General features: G+C 71.1%; 18 protein-coding genes. 8 read left to right on the forward strand and 10 right to left on the reverse strand.

The annotated features are described in order from the left end of the window. Positions 1 to 21: 21 nt before the first annotated feature. Positions 22 to 948, forward strand: a complete 927-nt coding sequence (locus NRF20_RS19755) for a cyclase family protein (RefSeq protein WP_266358942.1) — start codon at positions 22 to 24, stop codon at positions 946 to 948. Positions 949 to 998: 50 nt separating this feature from the next. Here the strand turns inward: NRF20_RS19755 and NRF20_RS19760 are convergent, their stop codons facing one another. The 4 genes from NRF20_RS19760 to NRF20_RS19775 form a co-directional block, all read right to left on the reverse strand. Beyond that, complete coding sequence (locus NRF20_RS19760) at positions 999 to 1,526, reverse strand: ATP-binding protein (protein WP_398633337.1); 528 nt, start codon at positions 1,524 to 1,526, stop codon at positions 999 to 1,001. A gap of 517 nt (positions 1,527 to 2,043) precedes the next feature. Continuing rightward, on the reverse strand, positions 2,044 to 3,027 hold the full coding sequence (locus tag NRF20_RS19765) for an acyl-CoA dehydrogenase family protein (RefSeq protein WP_398633336.1): 984 nt from the start codon (positions 3,025 to 3,027) through the stop codon (positions 2,044 to 2,046). Positions 3,028 to 3,034: 7 nt separating this feature from the next. Continuing rightward, complete coding sequence (locus NRF20_RS19770) at positions 3,035 to 4,189, reverse strand: acyl-CoA dehydrogenase (RefSeq protein ID WP_413752986.1); 1,155 nt, start codon at positions 4,187 to 4,189, stop codon at positions 3,035 to 3,037. Between the two features lie 7 nt (positions 4,190 to 4,196). Continuing rightward, a complete protein-coding gene (locus NRF20_RS19775; RefSeq protein ID WP_398633334.1) occupies positions 4,197 to 5,390 on the reverse strand; it encodes an amidohydrolase family protein in 1,194 nt (397 codons plus the stop codon). Positions 5,391 to 5,547: 157 nt separating this feature from the next. Here NRF20_RS19775 and NRF20_RS19780 point away from each other — a divergent pair, with 157 nt between their 5' ends. Beyond that, entirely contained in the window at positions 5,548 to 7,113 is a 1,566-nt protein-coding gene (locus NRF20_RS19780) for a class I adenylate-forming enzyme family protein (RefSeq protein WP_413752987.1), read from the forward strand. 26 nt (positions 7,114 to 7,139) lie between these two features. On the opposite strand, the gene NRF20_RS19785 is transcribed toward NRF20_RS19780, so the two are convergent. Together NRF20_RS19785 and NRF20_RS19790 are read right to left on the reverse strand one after the other, a co-directional pair. Then, positions 7,140 to 7,661 (reverse strand): EF-hand domain-containing protein, encoded by a 522-nt coding sequence (locus tag NRF20_RS19785; RefSeq protein WP_398633332.1) that lies wholly within the window; start codon positions 7,659 to 7,661, stop codon positions 7,140 to 7,142. 80 nt (positions 7,662 to 7,741) lie between these two features. Further along, complete coding sequence (locus NRF20_RS19790) at positions 7,742 to 8,110, reverse strand: STAS domain-containing protein (RefSeq protein ID WP_383070702.1); 369 nt, start codon at positions 8,108 to 8,110, stop codon at positions 7,742 to 7,744. Positions 8,111 to 8,444: 334 nt separating this feature from the next. Between NRF20_RS19790 and NRF20_RS19795 the strand changes: the two genes are divergently transcribed. Together NRF20_RS19795 and NRF20_RS19800 are read left to right on the forward strand one after the other, a co-directional pair. Continuing rightward, a complete protein-coding gene (locus NRF20_RS19795; RefSeq protein ID WP_266358955.1) occupies positions 8,445 to 9,035 on the forward strand; it encodes an RNA polymerase sigma factor in 591 nt (196 codons plus the stop codon). A gap of 50 nt (positions 9,036 to 9,085) precedes the next feature. Next, entirely contained in the window at positions 9,086 to 10,399 is a 1,314-nt protein-coding gene (locus NRF20_RS19800; RefSeq protein ID WP_398633386.1) for a zf-HC2 domain-containing protein, read from the forward strand. Positions 10,400 to 10,483: 84 nt separating this feature from the next. Here the strand turns inward: NRF20_RS19800 and purU are convergent, their stop codons facing one another. Continuing rightward, positions 10,484 to 11,362, reverse strand: coding sequence for a formyltetrahydrofolate deformylase (purU, locus tag NRF20_RS19805; protein WP_266358957.1), 879 nt, complete (start codon positions 11,360 to 11,362; stop codon positions 10,484 to 10,486). Between the two features lie 28 nt (positions 11,363 to 11,390). Next, on the reverse strand, positions 11,391 to 11,837 hold the full coding sequence (locus tag NRF20_RS19810; protein WP_398633385.1) for an SCO4402 family protein: 447 nt from the start codon (positions 11,835 to 11,837) through the stop codon (positions 11,391 to 11,393). 174 nt (positions 11,838 to 12,011) lie between these two features. On the opposite strand from NRF20_RS19810, the gene NRF20_RS19815 reads away from it, so the two are divergent. Beyond that, a complete protein-coding gene (locus NRF20_RS19815) occupies positions 12,012 to 13,295 on the forward strand; it encodes an ABC transporter substrate-binding protein (protein WP_398633331.1) in 1,284 nt (427 codons plus the stop codon). An 81-nt stretch (positions 13,296 to 13,376) separates the two neighbouring features. On the opposite strand, the gene NRF20_RS19820 is transcribed toward NRF20_RS19815, so the two are convergent. Both NRF20_RS19820 and NRF20_RS19825 read right to left on the reverse strand, forming a co-directional pair. Continuing rightward, positions 13,377 to 14,816: a hypothetical protein gene (locus tag NRF20_RS19820; protein ID WP_398633330.1), complete on the reverse strand. Its 1,440-nt coding sequence runs from the start codon at positions 14,814 to 14,816 to the stop codon at positions 13,377 to 13,379. Positions 14,817 to 14,987: 171 nt separating this feature from the next. Then, a complete protein-coding gene (locus tag NRF20_RS19825; RefSeq protein ID WP_398633329.1) occupies positions 14,988 to 16,370 on the reverse strand; it encodes a transcriptional regulator in 1,383 nt (460 codons plus the stop codon). A 331-nt stretch (positions 16,371 to 16,701) separates the two neighbouring features. Here NRF20_RS19825 and NRF20_RS19830 point away from each other — a divergent pair, with 331 nt between their 5' ends. The 3 genes from NRF20_RS19830 to NRF20_RS19840 are packed head-to-tail and all read left to right on the forward strand — an operon-like array spanning position 16,702 to position 19,900. Further along, positions 16,702 to 17,358, forward strand: a complete 657-nt coding sequence (locus NRF20_RS19830) for a bifunctional DNA primase/polymerase (protein WP_266358964.1) — start codon at positions 16,702 to 16,704, stop codon at positions 17,356 to 17,358. A gap of 53 nt (positions 17,359 to 17,411) precedes the next feature. Beyond that, positions 17,412 to 18,251, forward strand: a complete 840-nt coding sequence (locus NRF20_RS19835; RefSeq protein WP_398633328.1) for an ABC transporter ATP-binding protein — start codon at positions 17,412 to 17,414, stop codon at positions 18,249 to 18,251. Next, entirely contained in the window at positions 18,248 to 19,900 is a 1,653-nt protein-coding gene (locus NRF20_RS19840) for a transporter (protein ID WP_398633327.1), read from the forward strand. Before NRF20_RS19835 ends, NRF20_RS19840 begins: the two co-directional genes overlap by 4 nt. Positions 19,901 to 19,948: the final 48 nt, after the last annotated feature.

Here is a 19,948-nt window from a genome sequence, read left to right on the forward strand (position 1 = left end):
GCACAAGCCCCGGGAGGCCCCGTGTCACTGCCGGCCGAGTTCCACGACATCGCCAAGCGGGTCAACAACTGGGGCCGCTGGGGTGCCGACGACGAGATCGGCACGCTCAACCTGATCACCGACGCGGTCGTACGCGAGGCCGCCGCCACCGTCCGCACCGGGCTGCGCATCCCGCTCGCGCTCCCCCTCCAGCAGGACGGCGTCCAGAGCGGGCTGATCCCGGGGCGGATCAATCCGCTGCACACCATGGTCCAGATCAATCAGGAACTCTTCGGCCCCGGCACCGTCGCCACCAGCGACGACACAGCCGTCCTGAGCCTGCAGACGGCCACCCACTGGGACGCCCTCACCCACGCCTCGCACTCGGGAAAGATCTACAACGGCCGCCCGGCCGCCACGATCACCGCGCACGGCGGCGCGCAGTTCAGCGGGATCGACAAGGCACCGCACATCGTCTCGCGCGGGGTGCTGCTCGATGTGGCACGCGCACACGGCACGGACAGACTGCCCGGCGACCATGCCGTCACCCCCGAGGACCTGGACGCGGCCGAGGACCTGGCGGGGGTCAGGGTCGGGGCCGGTGACATCGTGCTCGTACGGACGGGGCAGATGCAGGTCCATCTGGCGGGCGACAAGCATGCGTACGCCTATCCGTCGCCCGGTCTCTCGATCAGGACGCCCGAGTGGTTCCGTGCGCGCGATGTCGCGGCGGTCGCCAATGACACCCTGACCTTCGAGATCTTCCCGCCCGAGATCGAGGATCTGTGGCTGGGGGTGCATGCGCTGGACCTGGTCGAGATGGGCATGCTGCAGGGCCAGAACTGGAACCTGGAAAAGTTGTCCACAGCCTGTGCAGAAGAGAAGCGGTACAGCTTCCTGCTCTCCGCGATGGCGGAACCGTTCGTCGGCGCGACCGGCACCCCGGTCGCCCCGGTCGCCGTCCTCTGAAGGGGCTCGGGCCGGCGCCGTACCGCAACCCTGACCGACCGCTTCAGCCTTTATGCGTGATGCGTGATGACTCGTGACGGCTCGTACGCCTCGCGGTCCGCATCCGCCGCGCCCGGTGCGCCATGAACACCTTGTACGCCCGGGTGCACCGGCACCACCTGGATCACCGGGGCACCCCGGTCGACCTCGCACCAGATGCGCTTCCCGGCGCCCTCCGGCTGCCAGCCCCAGCGGTCCGCGAGGCCGTCGACGAGCTCCAGACCCCGGCCGCCGGTGTCCTCGCCCGCCGCGTGGCGCTGCTGCGGCGGACGACAACTGGTGTCGGCCACCTCGACCCGCACGGTCCCGGCCGCCCCCGCTGTTTCCGCCGCGCCGAACAGCATGCGCAGCACGGCCGGACAGCCGGTGTGGACGACCGCGTTGGTGACCAGCTCCGAGATCAGCAGGATGAGCGTCTCGGCCAGCGGCTCGTCGTCTCTTATCCCGGACCCGACCAGTCTCGATCGCGCCCATCTACGGGCCCTCCCGACCTCCGCGGGATCCGGCCCGACCTCCAGCTGAACCTGAAGCACCTGCACCGCTCACACCATCCGAACCGGCGGACACATCGCCTCGCGCCTCCTCAGGGTCACGGAACGTGATTCCCTTACGAGACAGCATGGTTGACGTACAGTCACCGCAACAAGCGCTTCGGGCATATTCCAGCGCGAAGGAGTACGCGTGGTGCATACTGTGCGACGCGCGCTGCGGGGAGTCGAACAGAGGCACATCGAGGCTGCGGGAGTCGTCTCCCGGGCAGGCCCGGCGCTTCTGCGTGGAATGCGAGCAGGGCACCTCTTCCGGACCGGAGTCGCCGCACGGGCAACATCCGGATCATCCGATTCCAGAACCTCTCGCATCCAACGGAGCGTACCCGAGCCCGGCGCCGACTCCACCCCGTGACGAATCACGCAAAGGACACAAGCCGGCATCGGAACCCGCCGACTCCACTGCGTAACTCCGCAGCGTGAGGCTCAGCGGCCCGCCTGTCACATGCGTGCGTGCCACATCCACCCGCCGTCGCGCGCCCGAAGCCTCCACGGAACCCATGCGCAATCAGCACAGGTCGGCTGCAAGCGCCTCCTCGGCCGCCGCCGCCGTCAGCCACTGCCCGGACCGCAGCCACGCCCTCTTGAGGTGCAGATGGACGTCTGCCTCCCAGGTGAAGCCCATTCCGCCATGCACTTGAAGGCAGTCGCGCGCATTGCGGACAGCCGCGTCGTCGGCGAGCAGTTTGGCGCCCGCGATCTCGGCCCGGTCCGCGGTCACGGCCGCCGCGTAGACGGCGCTGCGGGCCAGCTCGGCGCGGACCAGCATCCCGGCGCACAGGTGTTTGACCGCCTGGAAGGACCCGATCGGCGATCCGAACTGTTCACGTTCACCGGCGTGTTGGACGGCCATCTCGGTCGTACGGGCGGCGCTGCCGAGCTGTTCGGCGGCGGCGAGCAGGGCTCCCTCGTCGCGCAGCCGCGCCCCGCCGGACAGGAGCTCGCCGGGCCCGACGGGGCCCGTGACCCGCCACAGGGGCGTGAACGGGTCGAGCGACCGCAGAGACCTGGCGGCCTCCCGTACGACATCCCGCAGCGGTCCGCCGGTCACGACCCGCGCCTCCCCCGGCTCCGGACCCGGACCCGGGGTCCGCGCCTCCCCCGGCCCGAGTACGAGCAGGCCGCCCGCATCCCCCAGGTGCCCCACCGGCTGCCCCGCGTCCAGCACCGCGACCACCGTCTCGCCCTCCGCCGCCCCCTTCACCGCACCGGCGGCGAGGTGGGTGGCGATCAGCGGTCCGGGCAACAGCGACCGCCCCGCCTCCTCGAAGAGAAGGACCGATTCGGGCAGCCCGAGCCCGACACCGCCCTCCGTCTCCGGCAGCCGCAGCGCGAAGAACCCGGCCTCGCCGAGCTCCCGCCACAGGGCCCGGTCGATGCCCGTGCCGCCGTCGAGAGCCGCCCGCATCCGGTCCCTGCCGAAGCGCCCGGCGAGGAGTTCCCGTACCCCCGCCCGCAGGGCCCGCTGGTCGTCCGAGAGCTGGAAGTCCACAGTCCGCTCACCGCCCCTTCGGCAGGCCGAGGATCCGCTCGGCGACGATGTTCCGCTGGATCTGCGAGGTGCCCGCGGCGATGGTGTACGAGAGCGAGGAGAGCCGGTCCAAAGCCCACTCCCGGTCCAGATCGGCCGCGTCCGCGCCGAGCACCTCGGCGGCCGCCTCGTACAGCTCCTGGCGGGCGTGCGAGTAGCGCAGCTTGAAGACCGAGCCGCCGGTGCCCGGGACGCCCCCGCTGCTCTGTGCCTCGCTGACGTTCCACTGGGTGAGCCGCCACAGCGCCCGGAATTCGGCGTTCAGCCTGCCCAGCCTGCGGCGCAGGACCGGGTCGTCCCAGCGGCCGTTCGCCCGCGCCTCGGCTGCCAGGGCGGCCAGGGTGCGGCGGCAGGCGACGACCTCGCCGACGAATGCCGTACCGCGTTCGAAGGAGAGGGTGACCATGGTGACCCGCCAGCCGTCGTTCTCCGCGCCGATGCGGTGGGAGACCGGCACCCGCACCTCGTCGAGGAACATCTCGGCGAATTCGGTGGACCCGGCGAGCGTGCGCAGCGGACGGACGGTGACGCCGGGAGCGTCCATCCTCATCGCGAGCCAGCTGATCCCGCGGTGCCTGGGCGCCGTCGGGTCCGTACGCACGAGCAGCTCGCACCAGTCGGCGACTTCCGCGTGCGAGGTCCAGATCTTCTGCCCGCTCACCACATAGTGGTCGCCGTCGCGCACCGCGCGGGTCCGCAGCGAGGCGAGGTCCGAGCCGGCGTCGGGCTCGCTGAACCCCTGGCACCAGATCTCGTCGCCGCGCAGCACCGGCGGCAGCCAGCGCGCCCGCTGTTCGGCCGTGCCCTCGGCCGCGATCGTGGGCCCGGCGTGCAGCAGCCCTACGAAGTTCGCACCGACGTACGGGGCCCCGGCCTTCTCGGTCTCCTCCAGGAAGATCAGATGCTGGGTCGGGGTGGCGCCCCGCCCGCCCGCGTCGACGGGCCAGTGCAGGCCCGCGTAGCCCGCGTCGTACAGCATCCGCTGCCAGGTGGTGTCGTATGCGCGGCGCCCGGGCCAGTCGTCGGGGCCGGGCTTCGCGGGCAGTGCGGGCAGCACGGCGGCCAGCCACTCGCGCAGCCGCGCCCGGAACTCCTCCTCGGCCTCCGTGTACGCGAGATCCACCGCGCGCCTACTTGTCCAGGTCCAGATCGAGCATCCGGATCGCGTTTCCGCGCATCAGTTTGTAGACGGTCTCGTCGTCCAGTCCCTTGACGTGGTCGAGGGCGACCTCCTTGGTGTGCGGGAAGGTCGAGTCGACGTGCGGGTAGTCGGTCTCGAAGGTGGCGTTGTCCCGTCCGACCACATCGAGCGAGGCGACGCCGTGCTTGTCGCGGAAGAAGCAGCAGAACATCTGCCGGTAGTAGTACGTGGACGGCGGCTCGGGAATCAGATCGCGCACCCCGCCCCAGGCCCGGTGCTCCTCCCAGACGTCGTCGGCGCGCTCCAGGGCGTACGGGATCCAGCCCATCTGGCCCTCGCTGTAGGCGAGCTTCAGCCGTGGGAACTTCACCAGCACCCCGCTGAACAGGAAGTCCATCATCGAGGCCATGGCGTTGTTGAAGGAGAGGCTGGCCTGTACGGCGGGCGGGGCGTCGGGCGAGGCGGCGGGCATCTGCGAGCTGGACCCGATGTGCATGTTGACGACCGTGCCGGTCTCCTGGCAGACCGCGAAGAACGGGTCCCAGTAGCCGGTGTGGATCGACGGCAGCCCCAGGTAGGTGGGGATCTCGGAGAAGGTCACCGCCCGCACCCCGCGCGCCGCGTTCCGCTTGATCTCCGTCACCGCCAGGTCGATGTCCCAGAGCGGGATGATGCAGAGCGGGATGAGCCGGCCGCGGCTGTCGCCGCACCACTCCTCCACCATCCAGTCGTTGTAGGCGCGGACGCAGGCGAGCGCGACTTCTTTGTCGTGCGCCTCTGCGAAGGTCTGGCCGCAGAAGCGCGGGAAGGTGGGGAAGCAGAGGCTCGCCTCGACATGGTTGAGGTCCATGTCCTTGAGGCGCTCGGCCGGGTCCCAGCAGCCGCGCCGCATCTCGGCGCGGGTGATCCCCTCCAGCGTCATGTCGTCGCGGTCGAAGCCGACGGCGGCGATGTTCCGCTTGTACGGGAACTTGAGGTCCTCGTAGATCCACCAGTCGGTCGGCGGCCCGTCCGGGTCCATCGTGATGACGTACTTGCCCCCTGTGTACGCCAGCTCGCCGATGCCCGCGGTGAGCGGCTGCGGGCCGCGCTCGCGGTATTTGGCGGGCAGCCAGGTCGAGAAGAGGTGCGGCGGCTCGATCACATGGTCGTCGACGCTGACGATCCGAGGCAGTTCCGTCATGGTGTCCCCTTCGGCGCACACTGCACGCATCTGATGGTTCGTCAGATTCGGTTTCGACACTCAGGCTAGCTCCGCACCACTGGACCGACAAGGCGCAGCGCTCTACGCTCTCGGCACGATCTGACTACCCGTCAGTTACGAGGGAGCGGGGAACGCAGTGAACGAGACCGCACACGCCCTGGGCGCATCGGGCACCTTCTGGGAACTCATCGAACGCCGGGCCGCACTGACCCCGGACCGCCCCGTCCTGATCCAGGACGACCGCACCCTCACCTTCGGCGAGCTGCGCAGCCGCTGCGAGCGGGTCGCGGCCGGGCTGTGGGGGATGGGCGTGCGCCCCGGCAGCGTGGTCGCCTGGCAGCTGCCGACCCGGATCGAGACGGTGCTGCTGTCGTTCGCGCTGACCCGGATCGGGGCCGTGCAGTCGCCCGTCATCCCGTTCTACCGGGACCGCGAGGCGGGGTTCGCCCTGCGCGAGTCGAAGGCCGGGTTCTTCGCCGTGCCGGGCGCCTGGCGCGGCTTCGACCACACGGCGATGGCGCGCCGGCTGGCCGCGGAGGCCGAGCACCCGCCGCTGGTCTTCGAGGCGTACGAGTCGCTGCCGGACGGCGACCCGTCCGTACTGCCGCCGCCGCCCGCCGACGGGACGGCGGTGCGCTGGATCTACTGGACCTCGGGCACCACCTCCGACCCCAAGGGGGTCCTCCACACCGACCGCAGCCTGATCGCGGGCGGCTCCTGCCTGGCCCACGCGCTGCGTCTGTCGGCGGACGACATCGGTTCGGTGGCCTTCCCGTTCGCCCATGTCGGCGGGCCGGACTACGCGGTGATGCTGCTGCTGTACGGCTTCCCGGCAGTCCTCTTCGAGCACTTCGCGATGCCGGACGCGCTGGAGGGCTACCGGCGCCACGGGGTGACGGTCGCGGGCGGGTCCACGGCGTTCTACTCGATGTTCCTGACCGAACAGCGCAAGGTCCCGGACCGGAAGCTGATCCCCACCCTGCGGCTGCTGGCGGGCGGCGGGGCGCCGAAACCGCCGGAGATCTACCACGCGGTGGTACGGGAGATGGGCATCCAGCTCACGCACGGGTACGGCATGACCGAGGTCCCCATGATCACGATGGGCGCCCCCGACGACACGACGGAACACCTTGCCGAGACGGAGGGGCGCCCGCCCGAGGGCATGGAGATACGGATCACCGACGAGGACGGCAAGCCACTGCCGTACGGCACGGACGGCGAGGTACGGCTCCGCGGGGAGGCCGTCTGCAAGGGCTATCTGAACCCCGAGGCGTCAGCGGCGGCCTTCGACGCGGACGGGTTCCTGATCACCGGCGATGTCGGCCATGTCGAGGCGAGCGGGCATCTGGTGCTCACCGGGCGGCTGAAGGACATCATCATCCGCAAGGGCGAGAACATCTCGGCCAAGGAGATAGAAGACCTGTTGCACCGGCATCCGGGCGTCGGGGACGTGGCGGTGATCGGGCTTGCGGACCCGGAGCGCGGCGAACGCGTCTGCGCGGTCGTGGAACAGCCGGCGGGCGCCGCCCCCCTGACCCTGCCGGAAATCACCGGCTACCTGCGGGCGGAGGGGCTCTCCGTGCACAAGCTGCCGGAACAGCTGGAGGTGGTGGCGGCGCTGCCGCGCAACGAGGCGCTGCGGAAGATACTGAAGTACCGGCTGCGGGAGCGGTTCTCCGCCCCCGGCCCGTCCGGCGATTGAGGACGATCGGCTGCCGGACCGCCCGGCTACGCGTCCGGCGCGATCACCGTGAAATAGGCGGCGAACGCCGCCACCGCCTCGTTCTCGCCGACCCTGCCGTCCTGGTCCGCGTCCAGGTTCCGCGCCGCGAAAGCCGCCGTCTCCACGCTCGCGCCCAGCACCCTCAGCGCTCGCTCCACGGCGAGTACGGAGGCCGCGCCCTCGTTGTCCTGGTCCGCCACGGCGAGCGCGGCGTGCAGGAAGGGGCGGGCGATCTCCGCGAAGCGTTCCGGGTTGTCGCGCAGCCGCTTCACGGCCCCGCCCACGAACTCCTCACGGGTGACGCGCTGGTCCCCGTCGACGTCGGCGATGCCCGCCATGCCCTGCCAGAAGGCCTCGGCCCCGGTGTAGAGTGCCTGGCCCTTGTCGCAGCGGGCCGTCGTACCGAACTCGGTGAGCAGACGGGCCGCGGCGGCACTGAAATCCGCGCGATCGATGTATCCGTTGCCGTCCTGGTCGAAGGCGGCGAAGCGGAGGGCGATCTTGCGCTCATACTCTGCGCTGTCCATGCGGGGAGCCTACGGCGCCGACAGACGTCACGTATCGCTTACGCGCACCACCGGTGTTACAACCTGGTCATGGACCGGCTTCACGCCGAGAGCGGCCGGGCCTCGTCGTCGACGGCCGCGTACCGGTCGGGGTAGACGTCGAACAGACGGCGTACACCGAGGGCGGCGAGCACCCGGTTGACATGGGACCCCTCTTCCGCACCGCGGGCCGGCAGGATCAGCCGCAGCCGGCCCCCGCAGGAGCGCATCAGACGACGGGCCGCGATCAGTACGCCGACGCCGCTGGAATCGCAGAACAGGACCTCGGAGAGGTCGAGCACCACATCGTGGCGGCCGACGGCGACCGCGTCATGGACGGACTGGCGCACGACGGGCGACGTCACCAGATCCAGTTCGCCTCGTATGCGCAGCACGGTCCAGTCGCCCTGCACGGTCTCGGCCACTTTCAGTGGCGTCCGGGAACGTTCCTGGGTGAGCCGGGGGGCGTGGACGGTTGCAGCCGGTGGGTGGTTTCCACGAGGGCAAGAATTCCTCACGCGACTGGGCCTCTCGTTGCGGGGATTCCGACGTTCCGGAAGTTTCCGTTCCTCCTCGCGGCTGCCCCCGCCGCAGCCGCATGAAACACCCGGCCGCCCGGCAGGACACAACCGTGACCGTCGTCGGTGGATGGCGCATTCCCTACCATCCCGGGCCTCATCAGGGGCGTACTTGCCGTAAAGGGCATGCATCGTCGGTGCCGCCGACTACATTCGATGTGACGAGGGGAACAGGGCTGGGGGTCGTATGTCGAAGAACGCACCACCCCGCTGGGACCGCAAGATGCAGCAGCGGCTGGCGCGCGGTGAGGCGGCTGCTCTCGGCGAGCTCTACGACCGGTTCGCCTCGCTCGTGCACAGCCAGGCCCACCGGATGCTCGACGACGAGACCGCCGCCGATCTGGTGACCCGCGAGGTCTTCGGCTACGTGTGGGAGAACCCGAACGCGTACGACCCGAAGCAGGGCTCGATGCGGTCCTGGGTGGCCCGGCTCACGCACCGCCAGTCCGTGCGGCGGCTGCGCGAGGAGGACAGCCTCCCGGGCGGTACGGACGAGGAGACCGGGGCCGCGGCCCGGGCCGATCTGGAGGAGAGGGTGCGCCGGGCCACGGCCGCGGCCCGCGCCGATTACATCGTGGCGTCCATGCCCGCCCCGCTGCGGGCCGCGCTGGAGCTCGCGTACATCCAGCGCCGGGACTACCGGCAGACGGCGGCCGACCTCGGGGTCACCGAGGACGAGGCCCGCCGCCGGCTGCGGCTGGGGCTGCAGCTGCTCTCCACCGCGCACACCCGCCCGCTGGAGGGGTCGTCGCCGCCCGGATACGGGCGGCCGCTGTGACCGGTGACGACGACTCGACCGGACACGAGGGGGACGGACGCGACGACGAGATGCGGAGCGCGCCGCGCATACCGGGACCCCGGGCCGCCGCGGACGACTTCGACCTCGACGCCTTCCCCCTGCCGCCGCCCGTGCCCGCGACCCAGCCCGAGGAGCCGCGGCCGACCCCGCAACCGACGACACCGGAACCGGAATCCGCCGTGGCGCCACCGGGCTCTTCGGGCCCGCCCGCCGCACCGGCGCCGGTGCTGCCCCATCGCGTCCTCAAGACCCTCCTCGGCGCCTGGGCCCTGGCCGCCTGCTCGGCACAGGAGACCGAGGCCGTCGAGGCACACCTGACCGTGTGCGCCGGGTGTGCGGACGAGGCCCTGCGGCTGCGCGACGCGGTCGGCCTGTTGCAGACCGACCGCAGCCTGGATCTCGATCCGGCGCTGCGTTCCCGGGTGATCGACACCTGTCTGAGCCGTCGTCCGGCCGACATCCCGGTGCCGGACTGGGCCGCGCCGTACGACGCGGAGACTGCGCGGCTCGACGCGCTGCTGCGTGACATCGGCGGCTCGGAGTGGCACACCCCGGTGCGGCTGAAGTGGTTCGAGGGCGAGCGGGCGGTCAATCGCAAGACGACGGTCGCGGGCGTCATCGGCCACCTCATGACCGTCGACGGGCTGGTCGGCACCGCCCTCGGCATCGACGTACCGCTCGGCGACGGCGCCTCGGGCCGGGGCGTCGACTGGCCTCTCTCGCCCGGCGCACGCACGGAGAAGTACTGGTCGGGAGCCCGGCGGCCACTCACCCGTACGATCCGCGGGCCATGGCGCGAGCAGAGCCACACCCTCATCCGTACGGTGTCCTTCGCCGGTCGCAAAGTAGCCGAACTCTCCGTCTCTTACGGGGACTTCGCCCTTCCGATGCACGACTCGCTGCTGGACCGGGCCTTCGAATGCTGGGTGCACGGCGGCGACATCGCGGAGGCGGTGGACTATCCGTACGAGGCGCCGTCGGCAGCCCATCTCAACCGGATGATCGACCTGGCGGCCCGGCTCCTTCCGGCGGCTCTTGCCGAGCGCCGCAGGTCGGGGCTGGCCGGGCCGGCCCGCCATCTGGTGACGGCCGGTTCACCGGGCCGTTCGCTGCATCTGGAGGTCGAGGGCTCGGGCGGCGGCGACTGGTACATCCCGCTGGACTCCCCGGCCGCGGTCGGCTCGCCCGCGCACGCGGTGGCGCAGGTCGCGCTGGACGGCGTCGAGTTCTGCCAGCTGGTGGCCGGGCATGTGCCACCGGTGGAGGCCGCGGCCGGTCAGGAGGGCGACCGCGAGGCGATCCGCGACGTGCTGTTCGCGGCCGCGTCGCTGAGCCGGCTCTAGCGTGCGTGCAGGCGTCGCACGGCAGACGGCAGCTTGGCGACAGGACCTGGGCCGGGCCCGCAGAGTCCCCGCCCGGCCCGCGTCCTACGAGAAGATCACCGTGCGGCGGCCGTTGAGCAGAATGCGGCGCTCCGCGTGCCACTTCACCGCCCGTGCCAGCGCCTGGCACTCCACATCACGGCCGATGGCGACCAGCTGGTCCGGCGTGACGCCGTGGCCCACCCGCTCGACCTCCTGCTCGATGATCGGCCCCTCGTCGAGGTCGGCCGTCACATAGTGCGCCGTCGCACCGATCAGCTTCACACCACGGGCGTGCGCCTGGTGGTACGGCTTCGCGCCCTTGAAGCTCGGCAGGAAGGAGTGGTGGATGTTGATGATCCGGCCGCTCAGCTGCTTGCACAGATCGTCCGAGAGGACCTGCATGTAGCGGGCGAGGACGACCAGTTCGACGTTCTCCTCGCGGACCAGATCCAGCAGCTCCGCCTCCGCGGCGGCCTTGTTCTCCTTGGTCACCGGGATGTGCCGGAAGGGAACGTCGTACGAGGCGACGAGCTCGGCGAAGTCCGTGTGGTTGGAGACGACGGCGGCGATCTCGACCGGCAGCGCCCCGATCCGGGAGCGGAACAGCAGGTCGTTGAGGCAGTGCCCGAACTTGCTGACCATCAGCACGACCCGCATCCGCTCCGAGGAGCGGTGGATCTGCCAGTCCATCCGGAAGGAGTCGCCGATCGCGGCGAAGCTGGCCCGCAGCTTCTCCACGGTCACCGGGCTGTGCGCCGAGAAGTGGACACGCATGAAGAACAGACCCGTGTCGTGGTCGCCGAACTGCTGACTGTCCTCGATATTGCAGCCGGTCATGAAGAGATAGCTCGACACGGCGTGCACGATGCCCTTTTTGTCCGGGCAGGAGAGTGTGAGGACGTACTGGTCCGGGTCGGTCTCAGCAGGCTGCGGCGCGGTCATCCCCGTAGCGTGCCACACCGGACCGCTGTCAGGCCGTCCTGGTCATGATGCGGAGCACATCCAGGGAGCGCGGCGGGGTGTCCGGGTCGTCGCCGTCGTTGGTAGCGAGCAGCACATGGGCCTCGCGGGCGGCCCGTACGGCCTCCGGCCAGCCGTGGTGCTCCAGATACGCCGACACGGGGGCGTCCGCGCCGACCTGGTGCATGATGCGCAGCACCCGGAGCACGGCGACGTCGACGAGAGCGGACTCGCCGGAGTCACGGAAGATCGTCCCGACATATTTCTCGGCGGACCAGTTGTCCAGCCAGGTGTCCTCGACCAGGCGGTACACGGCGTCGGTGACGTCGCCGTACCCTTCCTGGCCGGCCAGCCAGCACTCGCGGTGGAAGACGGGGTCGGAGAGCATGTGCAGCGCCGAGCGCACGTTGCTGCGCCAGCGCCACCAAGGCATGTCATTCAGCGGCATGCCGCCCATGGTGGAGGAGCGACGGCCGCGACGGGAAGTGTTCTCCGAACCTTGCTGCACGGTTGTCGATCGTACGTTCCCTTCCCGGCTCCCCGCACCGGCCCCCGTAATTCACCCGGATGTCACCGAGCGTTGCACGGAGCACACAGCGGCGTTACCCCACGGGCGGAAATGTTCATGCCCATGACCGGACGGCGACGCCTCACCTCCCCCCGCCCCTACAAGCTCCTCACGAGTACGGCGGCGGTCGGGGCGCTGCTGGTCACCGGCTGCGGTGCGCTCCCTGGGGTTTCGGGGGACTCCAGGGAGCCCCTCACCGTGGTGACGTGGGCTCCGGACGGCACCACCGGACCGGACGCGGTGAACATGGCGGGCATGACCGCCATGGCGCGCACGTACGCCCGCTGGGCCAACAGCAGCGGCGGGCTCGACGGACACAAGCTGCGCCTCGTCACCTGCGACGAGCAGGACACCTCGATCGGCGCGGCAAACTGCGCCCGGCTGGCCGTCAAGGAGCAGGCCGTGGCGGTCGTCGGCTCGTACAGCCGGCACGGGTCCTCGTTCATGGCACCGCTGGAGACCGCCGGAATCCCCTACATCGGCGGCTACGGGGCCTCCGGCGAGGAGTTCAGCAGCTACATCTCCTACCCCGTCAACGGCGGCCAGCCGGCGCTGCTCGCGGGCAACGCCCAGCAGCTCGCCCGCAGTTGCGAGCGGGTGTCCGTGGTACGGCCCGACACCCTGGCCGGCGACAGCCAGGCCTGGCTCCTCAAGACCGGACTCACCGAGGCCCGTCGGCCCGAGCCCGCCGACATCCGGGCGGCGGAGTCGGCCACTTCGTACGACGAGGCCGCCGGGCGGGCGCTCCGGGCGGCGGGGACGAGCGGCGGCTGTGTGACGAGCGTGCTCGGGGAGGGTACGGAGACGTTCTTCGACTCCTTCCGCCGGCTCGAACCGTCGTACGGGAGCGTAGGGATCTCGTCCGTCCTCGGCAGTGTCGGGCAGCCGCTGATCGACAGCACCGGCGGCCGGAACAGCCCGTTCGAGGGGGCGTACATCACCGGCTGGTACCCGGAATCGGGCGACGCCCGCTGGGACCGGATGCGGGAGGTGATCCGTAAGCACGCCTTCGGCGACAACCGGATCGACCCGGACGACACGGGCGTCCAGACCACGTGGATCGCGTACACCGCGCTGAACGAACTCGTGAAGGCGATCGACGCCCCGAAGATCACCGCCTGGAAGCTCACCTCCGCCCTCAACCACGGCACCCCGGTCGACACCGGCGGCCTCACGCCGGTGCTGCGCTGGCACTTCAAGGACATGCTCGGCTCGTCCGCGTATCCGCGCGTCGTGAACACCAGGGTGACGTTTCAGGTGGTGCGTGACGGGCGGCTCGTCTCGGACAAGAAGGGGTTCGTGGACGTGACGAAGACTCTGTCGGATGCGAGCAGCGCGAAGGGGTGAGGTACCCGGGGGCCGCGCCCCCGGACCCCCGCTCCTCAATCGCCCCTCAATCGCCAAAGGGGCCTGATACCGAGCCCCGGGTCAGAGGTCGGTCGCCGCCCGCCGGGTCAGCCCGTACTTCGACGCGATCGAGTTCCACAGCCCCGACGCCTCCTGCTTCGCCTTGCTCGCCTCCACGCTCTTCGCAGAGGCCTGCTGCATCTCGGAGGTCGTACGGGCCTTGCCGTGCTTGCAGACCTTCTTGCCGTCCTTGGCCTGGCCCGCCCACGCGGCGTAGTGCTCGTCGGCGGCGGCGGACGCCTGCCAGGCCTTGGTGAGGGAGGCGGTCAGCCGCTCGTGGCCCGGCAGCTTGTCGACGGTCAGCCCCTGGAGCCGGGTCACCAGGTCACGGCGCTGCTGGGCAGCGCCCTTCAGATCGGTCACGGCCTGGTCCAGGTCGGTGCAGCTCTTGGTCTTCTCGACGGCCCCGACGACCGCGGCACGGCTGTTGTTGCTGTCGGCCAGCAACTTGTCCAGCGCCTCGGCCTGCGGCTTCGCCGGATCGGCCTCGGCCTGCGTGGAGGGCCGGCCGGCGGATGAACCGGCAGCGGCCACCGGCTGCTTGTTGTCCGCACCCTTGTCGTCGCCACCGCTCATCAACGCGCCCGCGCCGAGGCCGACGACGGCGCAGCCGACGACGACCGCAGCGATGAGCGTGACGTGGGCCCGCTTCTTGGGCCGCCCGGCCCGCCCCTGCGGACCCTCGTCCACGGGCTGGTACTGGGGCTGCGGGGGCTGTGGGGGCTGATGGGCGCCCTGGTGCTGCTGCGCGGGGTCGAACCGGGGCATCTGCTGGGTGGCGCCCGCGGGCCCGTCGTTGCGGAACAGGTTGTCGAACTCGGCGGGAGGCTGCCGCTCGCCGGGGGGCCCGGGCCTGATGCCGTACGGGGCGCCACCGGGGACCGGCGGGATGAACTGGGTCGCTTCGGCGTCGCCGCCGTGCGCAGGCGCCTGGGGCTGCTGGTACGCCTGCGGCTGCGGCGCTCCGTGGTCGAGGAACTGGGTGGCCTCCGCGGGGCTCTCCGGCGGCAGCCCGCCCGGCGCGGGCCCGGCGGGCACCGGCGCGATGTACTGCGTCGCATCCGTGTCCCCGCTCATGCCCATGCCGGGCACGGCCTCGGGCGGCAACGGCTGCGCGTACGGCTGCTGGGGCTGCTGAGGCTGTGCGGGAGGCAGCGGCTGGGCCTTCGGCTGTCCGTACGCCTGCGGCGGCTGCCCCTGACCGTACTGCCCTTGCCCGTACGCCCCCTGCCCGTACGCCCCGTGCCCCTGAGCATGTGCCTGTGGCTGCGACGAGGCGTCCTGGTGCGCCGCCTGCGGCCCCCAGGGCTGCCCCCACGGCTGGCCGCCCGCCGGGGCTCCCTGATCCGCGGGCCCCCCCGGTATCCAGGGCTCGCCGCCACCCGCGGGCAGCACGACACCTTCGTGCGCGGGCCGTACAGCAGGGAGCTGCTGCTCGTCACCCTGTCCGCTCTGCGTCACCGGGACTCCTACGTGTAAACCTACGGAATCGTCGGCTCACGCTATCGGGTGGTTGCCACCCTTCGCCAAGCGCGTGATGTCACTCACCACCCCTTCACAAGCGCTGTAACACCCAGCGCTCTCAAGACGCAGTTAAGGGGCGCTCGGTCGCACTCCGCCGGTCGGACCCGGTCACGCCGCCTGGAGTTCCAGCCGCGCCCCGAACTCCCGTACCGCCGGCTCGTCCCCGTAGGGCATCAGTCGCTGCTGCAGATCGTCCAGATACTCCGCTCCCCGGCTGGAGCGCACCGACCCCAGCAGCTCCATCGCCCGCGTGCCCGTGTGACAGGCCTGCTCCACCTCACGCAGCTGCACCTGGGCCGCGGCGAGGAGCACCAGGCCGATGCCGCGGCGGCGGGTCCGGGACTCCGGGTGGCCGTCCAGGGACTCCTTCGCCCGGCGCGCGGCCGCCTCCGCCTGTCCGAGGTCACGGTGACAGTGCGCCAGCTCGTCGGCGAGATAGGCGTGGTCGAAGTGGGCGATCCAGTCGGGGTCGTCCCCGGTGCCCGGTTCGGCATTCTCCATGGCCGTCAACGCCCGGCCCGTCACCGCCTGGCAGGTGCGGGCGTCGCCGAGCAGGGCGTGCCCGCGCGCCTCCGCCGCGTAGAACATCGCCTCCGCCCTCGGGGTGACACGCCCGCGCGCGCCCTCCTGTGCGGCCCGTGCCAGCTGGGCGATCTCCCGCGGATTGCCGAGCTGCGCGGCGAGGTGGCTCATCGACGCGGCCAGTACGTAACCCCCGTACGCCCGGTCGCCCGCCGCCTGCGCCAGGCGCAGCGCCTGGATGTAGTAGCGCTGGGCGAGCCCCGGCTGGCCCGTGTCGACCGCCATGTACCCGGCGAGTTCGGTGAGCCGCGCGACCGCCGCGAACAGCTGCCGCCCGACCGATTCGCGGTACGCCCCCGAGATCAGCCCGGAGGCCACGCTGTTCAGGTAGTGCACCAGGACCGGCCGCACATGTCCGCTGCCGAACCGGTGGTCGAGGTCGACGAGCGCGGCGGTCATCGCCCGTACCGCCTCCACGTCCGACGTCCCGACGCGGGCCCCGGCGGCCCGGGCCACCTGCGGGTCGGCGCCGCTGATCAGCCAGTCGCGGCTGGGCTCGACCAGCGCCGACGACGCGATCGTCGAACCGGACAGGAAGTCGCGGCGGCCGACATCGCTGCGCCACAGCTCACAGACCTGCTCGATCGCCCCGATCACGGTCGGGGCGAACTGCAGGCCGACGCCGGACGCCAGATTCTTGCCGTTGGCCATGCCGATCTCGTCGATCGTGACCGTACGGCCGAGCTTGCGGCCGAGCGCCTCGGCGATGATTCCCGGCGCCCTGCCGCGTGGTTGCTGTCCACGCAGCCAACGGGCCACGGAAGTCTTGTCGTAACGCAGATCGAGCCCGCGCTCCGCGCCGACCATGTTGACGCGGCGGGCGAGGCCGGCGTTGGAGCATCCGGCTTCCTGAATGAGCGCCTGGAGCCGTTCGTTCGGCTGGCGGGCGACGAGAGGCCTGGCTGCCATGTTTCCCCCTGAGGCCGCAGTGATCGATGAGCGGATCACTGCCCGGCTAATACACGGAAAATGCGCACATTCATCGTGTTCGTCACGTACGACGTGTTCCTTGTCATTCATGTCGGCATATGACAGAGGCCGACCGTTCCGGAGTTGCCCCTGAATGGCTACCCGCCCGATCGGACACCGCCTCGCGCGCGCCCCCACCCATGCATCCATGCGCCCCGCATGCCGGATCGATGAGCCCCGACCACGCCCGCCCCGCCCGTAACCCCATGTGGGGGCGGTAGTTGTGCTGTTCGTGGAAGAGCCCATCGGAGTCGAAGAGCCCATCGGAGTCATGGAAGCCACGGAGATCCCCCTGCAGCGGAGCGAGCAACTGCTCGACGCCGCGGTGCGGTACGCGGACGAGCGGCACTGGGACGTGTGCCCCGGCACCTGGCTGGAGGCGGCGGAGGGAGCCGAGCGGTGCTCGTGCGGTGACGCCGGCTGCGCCTCGCCCGGCGCGCACCCCGCCGGACCCGACTGGGCGGGCCGGGCGACCGGCAGCGGTACCGCGGCCCGCCGGATGTGGTCCAAGCACCCCCGGGCGTCGATCCTGTTGCCCACCGGTCGCACCTTCGACGCGATCGACGTACCGGAGTCCGCCGGCTTCCTCGCCCTGGCCCGCACGGAGCGGATGGACGTACCGCTCGGGCCCGTCACCCGCACCCCCGACCGGCGGATGTTCTTCTTCGTCCTGCCGGGCACGGCGGCCGACGTGGACGATCTGGTACGGAAGTTGGGCTGGCGGACAGCCGCGATCGACCTCGTCGGCCGCGGCGACGGCCACTACGTGACGGGGCCGCCGACCCGGGTCGGCGGACGCGGGGCGGTGCAGTGGGCCCGCCGTCCCACGTCCGCCAACCGGTGGCTGCCAAACGCGGAGGAGCTCATCAGCCCGCTCGCCTATGCCTGCGCAAGGGAAGCAGCCGACGCACGAGCACGCCTTGCCTGAGGTGCCCTTTCGTAGGCTGTCCCCATACACGGGGACACCGAAAGGCTTGGATCATGCGGGACCGGACAGAGACCGACAGGGCAGTGCGGGCGGGGGAAGCGGGAGAGGCGGGCGGAGCGCCGACGGCGCCGCCCGCCGTTCGCGTACAGGGGCTGTGGAAGCGGTTCGGCGAACAGACCGCGGTCGCCGGGATCGATCTGGAGCTGCCCGCAGGCAAGTTCATCGGCCTGGTGGGGCCCAACGGAGCGGGCAAGACCACCACTCTGTCGATGGTCACCGGACTGCTCCGCCCCGACCAGGGACTGATCGAGGTCGGCGGCCATGACGTGTGGCGCGACCCGGTCGAGGTGAAGTCCAGGATCGGTGTGCTCCCGGAGGGGCTGCGGCTCTTCGAACGCCTCTCGGGGCGCGAACTCCTCGCGTACACCGGAAGATTGCGCGGGCTGCCGGGCGCCGAGGTCGACAAACGGGCCACCCAGCTGCTCGATGTACTCGATCTGGCGGGCGCCCAGCACAAGCTGGTCGTCGACTACTCGACCGGCATGCGGAAGAAGATCGGGCTCGCCGCCGCGCTGCTGCACAACCCGGAAGTGCTCTTCCTGGACGAGCCGTTCGAGGGCGTCGACCCGGTGTCGGCGCAGACCATCCGCGAGGTTCTGGAGCGGTACACCCGCTCGGGGGCGACCGTCGTCTTCTCCAGCCATGTGATGGAGCTCGTGGAGTCCCTCTGCGAATGGGTGGCGGTCATGGCCGCCGGCACGATCCGGGCCCAGGGCACCCTGGCCCAGGTGCGCGGCGAGGCGTCCTCGCTGCAGAACGCCTTCCTCGAACTCGTCGGCGCGGGCTCCCGGACCACCGGCGAGTCCCTGGACTGGCTGGGCGGCGACCGATGAGCGTGCTCGACGCCCCTGTGGGAGCCGCCCCCGGCCGGAACGGCACGAGCGGCGGCGAGGGGCTCGTCCCCGTCTTCGTACGGCTCAAGCTCACCCTGCTGCGCAACGGGCTGCGGCAGTCGGCCGGCCGGCGGGCCGCGTACATCACCTCCGTCGTCTTCACCCTGCTGATCGCCGCGAGCCAGCTGATCGGACTGATCGCGCTGCGCGGGCACGCCCATGTCGGCGCCCTCGTCATCCTGATGACCGGGGTGCTGGCGGTCGGCTGGACGGTGATGCCGCTGTTCTTCCCCAGCGGTGACGAAACCCTCGACCCGAACCGTCTGGTGATGCTGCCGTTGCGGCCGCGCCCGCTGATCGCTGCGCTGCTGATGGCGTCACTGGTCGGGATCGGTCCGCTGTTCACGCTCTGTCTGGCGGCCGGCTCGGTGATCGCGGTGGCGCAGGGGGCGGCCGGTGCGGTGTTCGCCGTGGTGGCCGCGCCGCTCACGCTGCTGCTGTGCGTGGCGCTGACCCGGGCCGTGGCCACGGCCAACACCCGGCTGCTGACATCACGCAAGGGCCGCGATCTCGCGGTGCTCAGCGGGCTCGTGATCGCGGTGGGCTTCCAGGTCGTCAACTTCGGTGCGCAGCGGCTGGGACAGGCGGGCGGTCTCGCCGCGCTCGAACCGGCCGCGGACGTGGTGCGCTGGCTGCCGCCCGCCTCGGCGATCGGGGCGGTGGACTCGGCGTCGCAGGGCTCGTACGCGCAGGCCGCCGTACAGCTGCTGCTGTCCGTGGCGGCGCTGCTCGCGCTGTTGTGGCTGTGGCAGCGGAGCCTGGTGAAGCTGATGACGGCCCCGGACGGTTCGACCCTCGCCGCCGCCGGGCCGACCCGCGAGAAGGCCGGCAAGGGTGGCTCCAGGCTCTCCGCACTGCTGCCTGCGGGGCGTACCGGACCGGTGATGGAGCGCAGCCTGCGATACATCGCACGCGACCCGAAGACCAAGGCCGCCTGGGTCACGGCGCTGGCGATCGGGCTGATCGTGCCGATGCTCAACGCGTTGCAGGGCACCGGCTCCCTCTACTTCGCCTGCTTCGCCGCCGGAATGCTCGGCATGCAGATGTACAACCAGTTCGGGCAGGACACCTCCGCGTTCTGGATGGTGGCGCTGACCATCTCCTCCACCCGGGACGCGTACCTCGAACTGCGGGCGCGGGCGCTGGCGTTGCTGCTGATCACGCTGCCTTACACGATTGTGGTGACAGTGGTGACGGCGGCGGTGCTCGGCGACTGGGAGGCGCTGCCTGGGGTCATGGGGCTGTCGTTCGCCATGCTGGGCGCGATGCTGGCGACGGGTGCGGTGGCGTCGGCGAACTTCCCGTACTCGATCCCGCAGGACGGGGCGTTCAAGAACGTGGCACCGGGGCAGGCCGGGCTCGCCTGGATCTCGATCTTCGGCGGCATGATCTCGGCGACGCTGCTCTGCGCACCCGTGATCGCGGTGACGATCTGGCTGCATGTCGCCGACATGGAGCAGTGGCTGTGGCTGCTGCTGCCCGCGGGGGCCGGGTACGGGGCGCTGATCTCCTGGGCGGGGCTACGGCTCGCCGCTCCCCGAACGGCGAGCCGGCTCCCGGAGATCCTGGCGGCGGTCAGCAAGGGCTGAGAGCTTCCTCCGCAGGGCCGGTGGGTCTCAGACCGACCGGCAAATGGG

The sequence above is a fragment of the Streptomyces sp. R-74717 genome (genome assembly GCF_047305335.1).
GTDB lineage: Bacteria > Actinomycetota > Actinomycetes > Streptomycetales > Streptomycetaceae > Streptomyces > Streptomyces atratus.

Coding starts and splice junctions, on each gene's coding strand:
- NRF20_RS19785 (WP_398633332.1), bottom strand. CDS start 7,661: ATGGACAGCGCAGAGTATGAGCGCAAGATCGCCCTCCGCTTCGCCGCC.
- NRF20_RS19800 (WP_398633386.1), top strand. CDS start 9,086: ATGCGGAGCGCGCCGCGCATACCGGGACCCCGGGCCGCCGCGGACGAC.
- NRF20_RS19840 (WP_398633327.1), top strand. CDS start 18,248: ATGAGCGTGCTCGACGCCCCTGTGGGAGCCGCCCCCGGCCGGAACGGC.
- NRF20_RS19825 (WP_398633329.1), bottom strand. CDS start 16,370: ATGGCAGCCAGGCCTCTCGTCGCCCGCCAGCCGAACGAACGGCTCCAG.
- NRF20_RS19795 (WP_266358955.1), top strand. CDS start 8,445: ATGTCGAAGAACGCACCACCCCGCTGGGACCGCAAGATGCAGCAGCGG.
- NRF20_RS19835 (WP_398633328.1), top strand. CDS start 17,412: ATGCGGGACCGGACAGAGACCGACAGGGCAGTGCGGGCGGGGGAAGCG.
- NRF20_RS19830 (WP_266358964.1), top strand. CDS start 16,702: ATGGAAGCCACGGAGATCCCCCTGCAGCGGAGCGAGCAACTGCTCGAC.
- purU (WP_266358957.1), bottom strand. CDS start 11,362: ATGACCGCGCCGCAGCCTGCTGAGACCGACCCGGACCAGTACGTCCTC.
- NRF20_RS19815 (WP_398633331.1), top strand. CDS start 12,012: ATGACCGGACGGCGACGCCTCACCTCCCCCCGCCCCTACAAGCTCCTC.
- NRF20_RS19775 (WP_398633334.1), bottom strand. CDS start 5,390: ATGACGGAACTGCCTCGGATCGTCAGCGTCGACGACCATGTGATCGAG.
- NRF20_RS19810 (WP_398633385.1), bottom strand. CDS start 11,837: ATGGGCGGCATGCCGCTGAATGACATGCCTTGGTGGCGCTGGCGCAGC.